The sequence below is a fragment of the Pedobacter sp. UBA5917 genome (assembly GCF_002432345.1).
Classification (GTDB): Bacteria; Bacteroidota; Bacteroidia; order Sphingobacteriales; family Sphingobacteriaceae; genus Pedobacter.
This window is the reverse complement of the sequence record NZ_DJDT01000015.1, coordinates 1-7747: the sequence shown is the minus strand read 5'-3', so window position 1 is coordinate 7747 and position 7747 is coordinate 1. Positions and strand designations below refer to the sequence as shown.

At 39.8% G+C, this 7747-nt stretch carries 9 protein-coding genes; 6 read left to right on the top strand and 3 right to left on the bottom strand.

Annotated elements, in window-relative coordinates; translation table 11 throughout:
• The coding region (locus B2V92_RS01085) for a sulfatase-like hydrolase/transferase (RefSeq protein ID WP_293304048.1) at positions 1 to 757 on the bottom strand (757 nt) is incomplete at its 3' end.
• Positions 758 to 927: 170 nt separating this feature from the next.
• Between B2V92_RS01085 and msrB the strand changes: the two genes are divergently transcribed.
• On the top strand, positions 928 to 1437 hold the full coding sequence (msrB, locus tag B2V92_RS01080; protein WP_293304046.1) for a peptide-methionine (R)-S-oxide reductase MsrB: 510 nt from the start codon (positions 928 to 930) through the stop codon (positions 1435 to 1437).
• A gap of 194 nt (positions 1438 to 1631) precedes the next feature.
• Here msrB and B2V92_RS01075 read toward each other — a convergent pair whose 3' ends face one another.
• Positions 1632 to 1886: a hypothetical protein gene (locus tag B2V92_RS01075; RefSeq protein WP_293304044.1), complete on the bottom strand. Its 255-nt coding sequence runs from the start codon at positions 1884 to 1886 to the stop codon at positions 1632 to 1634.
• Between the two features lie 297 nt (positions 1887 to 2183).
• On the opposite strand from B2V92_RS01075, the gene B2V92_RS01070 reads away from it, so the two are divergent.
• Positions 2184 to 2546, top strand: coding sequence for a response regulator (locus B2V92_RS01070; RefSeq protein ID WP_293304042.1), 363 nt, complete (start codon positions 2184 to 2186; stop codon positions 2544 to 2546).
• Here the strand turns inward: B2V92_RS01070 and B2V92_RS01065 are convergent.
• Complete coding sequence (locus B2V92_RS01065; RefSeq protein WP_293304041.1) at positions 2543 to 3361, bottom strand: alpha/beta hydrolase; 819 nt, start codon at positions 3359 to 3361, stop codon at positions 2543 to 2545. The genes B2V92_RS01070 and B2V92_RS01065 overlap by 4 nt on opposite strands.
• A gap of 143 nt (positions 3362 to 3504) precedes the next feature.
• Between B2V92_RS01065 and B2V92_RS01060 the strand changes: the two genes are divergently transcribed.
• The 4 genes from B2V92_RS01060 (at position 3505) to B2V92_RS01045 (ending at position 7638) form a co-directional block, all read left to right on the top strand.
• On the top strand, positions 3505 to 4626 hold the full coding sequence (locus B2V92_RS01060; protein WP_293304039.1) for an AI-2E family transporter: 1122 nt from the start codon (positions 3505 to 3507) through the stop codon (positions 4624 to 4626).
• A gap of 562 nt (positions 4627 to 5188) precedes the next feature.
• Positions 5189 to 6382: an SGNH/GDSL hydrolase family protein gene (locus tag B2V92_RS01055; RefSeq protein WP_293304037.1), complete on the top strand. Its 1194-nt coding sequence runs from the start codon at positions 5189 to 5191 to the stop codon at positions 6380 to 6382.
• A 202-nt stretch (positions 6383 to 6584) separates the two neighbouring features.
• Positions 6585 to 7100: a protease gene (locus B2V92_RS01050; protein WP_293304035.1), complete on the top strand. Its 516-nt coding sequence runs from the start codon at positions 6585 to 6587 to the stop codon at positions 7098 to 7100.
• Positions 7101 to 7218: 118 nt separating this feature from the next.
• Positions 7219 to 7638 (top strand): SRPBCC family protein, encoded by a 420-nt coding sequence (locus B2V92_RS01045; RefSeq protein ID WP_293304033.1) that lies wholly within the window; start codon positions 7219 to 7221, stop codon positions 7636 to 7638.
• The last annotated feature ends 109 nt before the right edge of the window (positions 7639 to 7747 follow it).

The window sequence follows — 7747 nt, the reverse complement described above, 5'->3', positions numbered from 1 at the left end:
AAGCCTGCGGCTGATAGCCACCGCCGGCCCAGGTAGTTTTTACCTCCTTCGGCTGTTCGTTAAATTTCTTTTTATAATATTCGAAGGTTTTATCACCTGCGGGTAACTGCAATGCAGCATGTGGCAAAGTATAAGCTAAATACATAAAAAACGACTTCGATTTATTCGCATCCATAAATCGGATAGCCTGTTCCTGGATCAGTTCAGGCGCATATTGGATCTGGTTGCTATGTGTATTTTTCAGTTCAACCTTTAGGGTATTGCTCCACAAATGATCAGGAAAGAAATCGTGCGATTCGCGCTGGCAATTATAACCATAAAACTGGTCTACCCCCTGTTTAACCGGATCGCCCTCAGAACCCGGGTAACCCATACCCCATTTACCAAATACACCCGTTTTATAACCTGCAGCCTTAAACATTTCGGGCATGATAAAAGCAGAATCCGGAAGCGGAAACTGTCCTTCGGGTTTAATTTCATAATTTCCCCTTACCGGGGTATGACCGGTGTGCAAGCCCGTCATTAACGAAGCCCTCGAAGGTGCACAAACACTGGTGCCGGCATAAAACTGCGTAAAACGGATACCACCAGCTGCCAATTTATCGATATTGGGCGTTTCGATTTTTGTTTGTCCGTAACTGCCCAAATCTCCATAACCCATATCGTCGGCAAGGATAAAAATTACATTGGTTTTCTTTTGCGCATAAACAGATAGGGAGAAAACAGAAATCAGGATCAAAAGGCAGATTTTCTTCATTATTTGGGCTTAATTATTGGTTAGTTTAGGTACGGAGCGCGGCCAAAAATATAAATTAAGGCCGAATCACAGCGCTTGATATTTAATATTTTACATATAAAATTTTAACCCTTCAAACTAAATCCATTTAGTCTAATTATTCGTTTATTTACATATTAAAAAAACACAAAATGAAAATACTAATTGCACTATCATTCCTGCTTAGCTTTGGCTTTTATGCCAATAGTCAGGAGACCAAAACACTGATAAAAAACCCATATTATTCGCGTACCGATATCAAAAAACTGAATGTTAAGAATTCGGAATGGAAAAAGATTTTATCACCAGCCTTATATGCAGTTGCACGCGAAGCCAATACAGAAAGGGCTTTTACCGGTAAATTATGGAATGCAACCCAAAAAGGCACTTATTACTGTGCCGTTTGCGGCAATGCACTGTTTAAATCGGACGCCAAATTTGCGAGCGAATGTGGTTGGCCGAGTTTTTTTGAAACCATCCGCAAGGGAAGCACCATTTACAAAACAGATAACAGTTTGGGAATGGAGCGCATCGAGGTATTATGCGGTCGCTGCAATTCGCACCTGGGCCATATTTTCGACGACGGACCCGCGCCTACGCACAAACGTTACTGCATGAATTCCATATCACTCGATTTTGAACCTGATGGTTTTGGAAAGTAGAAAAAGCTGTCATCTTGGCCAGCAAACTCAAATTAAAAGTGTCGTCATCTCGACCGAAACGCAGTGGAGTGGAGAGATCTAACTCGAGATAGATTTCTCGACTTCGCTATGCTACGCTCGAAATGACGGTGCGGGGGAAAAAAAAAAGGCTTCCATTACCATAATGAAAGCCTTTTTATCAGTACCATACCTGATTAGCTCAGGATAATCTGATAATTTACATTTACTCTTTTCGGATAATTGCTTTCCTCATTATTTAAGGATACAAATGCGGCATTTCCGTGAACCTGGTTTTTTAAAGCATGTTCGTAATGCGCCTGGATAGTTTCTTGATAATCGTGCTGAAGGCTTTTGGTAGTTTCGGCTAAAAGATTTCTGTCGTTCAGATTTTCCGGTAATAACGTGATATCGCAATTCCCCTCACTGATTTCTTTGACTAAGTATTTCATTTTGGTTTTAAATCTTCGTTTCCTGCTTTATGAATAACATTTCGAGAACGGCCAAAAATATGGTAAGTCTTTATTTTTCATGTAATCTAAAAGTTAATTTTTTAACTGAAATGCTGTATTAATTCAAACTCAGCACGTATTATTCCGGATACATGATAAAGAACCGTTAACTGGCCCCTCAAACCAAACGGTTGTAAAGGATTATAAAAAAATCGAAACCTTTTAACTAAAGTCTTTGTTAACCATACAGAACACACTTATTTACAATAGGTTAGTCTGCAATTATAAGATAAGGAAATGAAAAAGATATTGGTGGTTGATGATAACAAAGAAATATTAGAAGTAATAGAGCTGATTTTGGGAACAGAGGGTTATGAAGTAAACGGTTTATGGGACGCCACAAAATTGAACCAGCGCATTACAGATTTTCAGCCCGATTTAATTTTACTGGATGTGATGCTGGGCGTTTTGGATGGCCGCGACCTCTGCAACCTGCTCAAAAAGAACAAATCGACAAACCATATCCCGGTAATTATGATATCGGCAAGTCATGGCTTGGGCGACATGAGCGAACGCGTTTGTCACCCGAATGATTTTATCGCCAAACCTTTCGACATTAACAACCTGATTGATAAAGTTGGTGCCCAGCTTGCAGCTTAAGGTTTCTGATTAAAGAAATTATTCATAAATACGCCCTGAAATTTTATTGCGTTTGCCCAATATTCCCAATTGTGTGCACCCGGCCTTGTAATAAAATCGTGCGGAATGTTATTGTATATCAGTTCATCGTGCAGGCGTACATTGGCTTTATAGAAAAAATCATCTACACCGCAATCAATAATAATATCCAGTGATTTAGGTTTGATCAGGTAAATCAGATCGATTACGCTATGCTGTTTCCAACGTTCCGGAAATTCGTCTTCTGCCCCTAATCTTTTTGGTATGTTCCAGCCGTTGGGGAAAGGTTTAATATCCACACCGCCACTCATGCTGCCCGCTGCACCAAATACATCCTGATGTTTAATGGCGAGATAAAGTGCTCCATGGCCGCCCATGCTTAAACCCGTTATTGCCCTTCCCTTTTTCTCGGCAATGGTTTTATAATGCTCATCAATATAACCTACCAATTCTTTGGCAACATAGGTTTCGTATTTCCATTCGGGGTCAACCGGACTATCGAAATACCAGCTCGTAACATTTCCATCAGGGCACACAATAATAAACTGGTACTGATCGGCCAGATTTTTAATACCGGGTACATTTTTTACCCACTCCCCAAAATTGCCACCTGCACCATGAAGCAGGTAAACTACCGGAAAAGATTTACCTGTTTTGTAACTATCAGGTTTAATTACCACAGCCTTAATATTTTTCTTCATCGATTTGCTGTAGGTCAAAACCGTATCAACTTCGGCAGCACTGGCCATTTTGGCAAATAAAAACAAACAGATGGTAATTAAAAAGCGGTTTCTCATTTGTAATTTTTAATGTGATTAAGCAATACGATGCTAAATTTATAAAATAACTCCATATCCTTTGCCAATTCATCCAATTGAAATAAAAAAGATACCATAGGCACCTTCAAAAGAATATTTAAACTTTAAAACAATTTTGTTACATGATGGTTGTTGAACGGATGAACCTACAGAATATGAATAAAACTTACCCTTTTTACATCAAAGCTCCTGTAATCCTCCTGGGATTGGTAATTACGGTTTTTATGATGAGCGTACTGAGAGATATTTTGGTCCCTCTGGCCTTTGCGGCCTTAATTGCCATCCTCCTAAATCCCCTTACCAACCGTTTCGAAAGAAAAATGCCAAGGATATTAAGCATTATCCTTGCTATGCTGATCGGTTTAATTGTTGTAATCGGCGTACTTTACTTCCTATCCTCCCAGGTGGCCCACTTTTTTGATGACCTGGATAGCATTAAACATAAATTATCGCAGCTGCTCGAAGAAATAAAAAACTGGCTGCAAACAAGTTTTGGCATTTCTACCCAAAAACAGATGCAGATGGTTAACGATGCCGCAAATGGCAGTAAAGCGTTAATTGGCCAAACCATTAACGGCCTGATGGGTGTTTTAAGTGTTATTTTTCTGATTCCGGTTTATACTTTTTTAATATTACTGTATAAAACACTCATCCTTAACTTTATTTACGAGGTTTTTTCGGAAGAGAACAAACAAAAGGTAGCCGAAATTTTGGGCGAAACCAAAGCAGCTATCCAAAGTTATATTGTTGGTTTATTGATCGAAACTTCTATTGTTGCGGTGATGAACTCTGCAGCTTTATTGATACTGGGTGTACCAAATGCCATTCTGATTGGCGTTATCGGTGCCATTTTAAATCTCCTGCCTTATATAGGTGGTATTATCGCCATTGCATTGCCTGTTTTAATGGCAACATTAACCAAGGATGGTTTCACTACGCAGTTATTAATTATTGCCGCTTATGCTTTAATCCAGTTTATCGACAATAATATCCTGGTACCGCGTATTGTATCGAGCAAAGTGCAGATCAATGCCTTAATCTCTATCGTAATCGTATTAATGGGTGCCGCACTTTGGGGCATACCCGGCATGTTCCTATCCATTCCTTTTATTGCTGTGCTGAAGATAATCTTCGATCGGATTGACGGATTAAAACCATGGGGAAAACTATTGGGCGATAGCATTCCTACGGAGCACATGGGGCAGGTAAAAAGGTTTAGGAGAAAGAAAAAACTAACTACTTAAAAGAGGTTATATTCTGTTTTTGAAAATGATGGTTCTGTAATTCTTCGGAAACGGTAACCCCGTCATCCGCTTTATCCCGATGAAAAATCGGGATGCACGCTCCTACCGGGTTTATTTAACAAAGGCTGCTGCACAAAGTTCTAAGCGTTCAAAAAGATCAGCATCATTTATAAGCGCCCAGCCGGTCATCTTCATACAGGCCGGGCCACCTAGACCCGATTGGAGTGAACACGAAGTAAAACGGAAAGCGGGAAGAAGCCCCAATAGTAGCAGTAAATTGCTCTTCTAATTATGTCGCAGTTTATAAATTTCCCTTCTAACTTCGCTCAGGGTGACACTCAAATAAAAAACTCGTCATCTCGACCGCAGCATCGCGGAGTGCCCGCCTGCTACGGGCAGGGAGAGATCTATATCAAGTTAAGTTGTTCGTAGCAGATTTCTCCACTTCGGTCGAAATGACGGCTTGAGGTGAATTTTATGCAATAAATTGTTTTCCGAAAAGACGGTAATTTTGGAAAATTATGTCAACTTAATTTTATTACATTTGGCTACACGAACAACCATGAAACTAACCTCTTTTCTTTGCCTCACGCTACTGGCAACGGCCTTAATTTCTAAAAGTTTTGCGCAAAACAAACTTCAATCTTCTTCATTTATCACTTTTAATGGCTACAGCAGTAATTTCGCCGAAAAAATTGACAAAAAAGAACCGGTAACCATTGCTTTTTTAGGTGGCTCCATTACCAATATGGAAGGTTGGCGCGGCTTGGTTTGCAACTATTTAACCAAAACCTATCCACAGAACCAGTTTAAATTTATCAATGCTGGCATTCCATCATTAGGGAGTTTGCCACATGCTTTCAGGCTGCAGCGCGATGTGCTCGATAGCGGAAAAATAGATCTCCTGTTTATAGAATCGGCCGTTAACGACCATGTAAACAAAACAGCAGAACAAACACAGCGCCGCGCATTAGAAGGCATCATCAGGCATACGCTTTCAAAAAATCCAAAAACCAATATTGTGTTGATGGCTTTTGCCGAAGAGGATAAAAACAACGATTTTGATAATGGTAAAATCCCAACCGAAGTAAAAGTACACAGCGATTTGGCCGAATATTACCATTTACCTTTTATAAATTTGGCTTTAGAGGTTGATAAACGCATTGCAAATAAGGAATTTACCTGGGCAACAGATTTTAAGGACCTTCATCCGGCACCCTTCGGACAGCAGATTTATTTTAATACAATCAAAACCTACTTAGAGGAGAATCAGAAAAACACCGATAAGAAAGCAAATGCCAGCCTGCCTAAAATCATTGATAAATTTGCATATACCAAAGGTCAGTATGTAAGCATTAATGCTGCCGAAAACTTAAATACCTTTAGCATTAACAAAAACTGGAAACCAACTGATGGTTTAGAAGCAAGACCAGGTTTTGTAAATATCTCAGTATTGGAGAGCAGCACCAGGAACAGCACCTTCGATTTAATTTTTAAAGGCAATGCAGTAGGTATTGCTGTTTTATCTGGTCCAGATGCTGGCGCACTACATTACCGTATCGATGATGGTGAAGAAAAAACGATTACCCTTTACACACCCTGGAGTGCGAGTTTGCATTTGCCATGGTATTTATTATTGGGCGATGGATTAGGTGGTGGCGAACACAAATTGAGTGTACGTGTAAGCGAGCAGCACAATTTAAAATCTACTGGTTACGCCTGCCGGATTGCCTATTTTCTGGTAAACGCAAATTAACTGTTGGTCTGGATTTGTAATCTAATATAGTCCGCGTTTGTAACGCGGATTTATGAGCATAGCGATTTCATCGCCAACTATAATTAACATATCCATGTTCAGATTTGTAATCTGCCCCAACATTTTCATTTTCAGATTACTTAATCGTTTTAGTTTAAAACAATATCAATCCTCATTTGCTTAATAAACAAAAAAACTTCTCATGAAAAACATCAGATTAATTATCCCTGCCCTTTTAGTATTGTTTTCTGCCTGTAGCGAAGCCACCAGGAATACCGCAAAAAGCGAAAGCTCAGCCGAAGCTACTTCTACGGCTAAAACCGATTCGCTTGAGGCCAAAATAAAAGTAAATGGTAATGTTGCGCCAGGAGATCCTTTATTATTGAGATTTGTGGTGTATAACAATACCGATTCAACCAAAAGTTTCTGTATCTGGCACACCCCTTTCGAACCTTTAATGAGCAGTTATTTAAGCATCACCAACGAAAAAGGCGAAGAAGCACAATACAAAGGTGCAATGGCCAAAAGGGTAATGCCGCCACCGGCAACCAGTTATTCGAAAGTAAACGCAGGTGATAGCTTGGTGGCAAACGCCGATCTGCTTAAAGCCTACGACCTGAAAAAAGGATCGAGTTATAAAGTAGTGTACACTGGTGGTAATATGAGCGGATTGGTTTCTAAAGATACGATAACCTTCATTTATACCGATTTACCTTAACTCTTATTGTTCCGATTGTAAAAACCAGGGGTATTTAACCCCCTATTTTGTCGCATTTACTCTTCCATGGCTGTAAAAGTTGCCATAACTTTACCATACAAATTTAAACCAAAAGAAAATGGAAAACACAGCACCAATTACCATCGAAACAACAGTAAATGCACCTGTAGAAAAAGTTTGGGAATTTTGGAACAATCCCGATCACATTACTAAATGGAGTTTTGCCTCTCCAGATTGGCACACGCCATATTCAGAAAACGATTTAAAAGTTGGCGGTAAATTTAAAAGCACCATGGCTGCAAAAGATGGCAGCATGAGTTTCGATTTCGGCGGAACCTATACCACCGTTGATGCCAACAATAAAATCGAATATACTTTGGAAGATGACAGAAAGGTAAGTATCATTTTTGAAGCGTTGAGCGAGCAGACCAGGGTGATTGAAACTTTCGATCCTGAATCGACCAACCCGATCGAAATGCAACGCGGTGGATGGCAGGCCATTCTGGATAACTTTAAAAAATATACTGAAGAGGGATAGATAATAAAGTCGTCATTGCGAGGAGGAACGACGAAGCAATCTTACAACGATCGCTATTAGCATCTGTATTAGGATTGCTTCGTCGGCTGAAAAAGCCTTCTCGCAATGA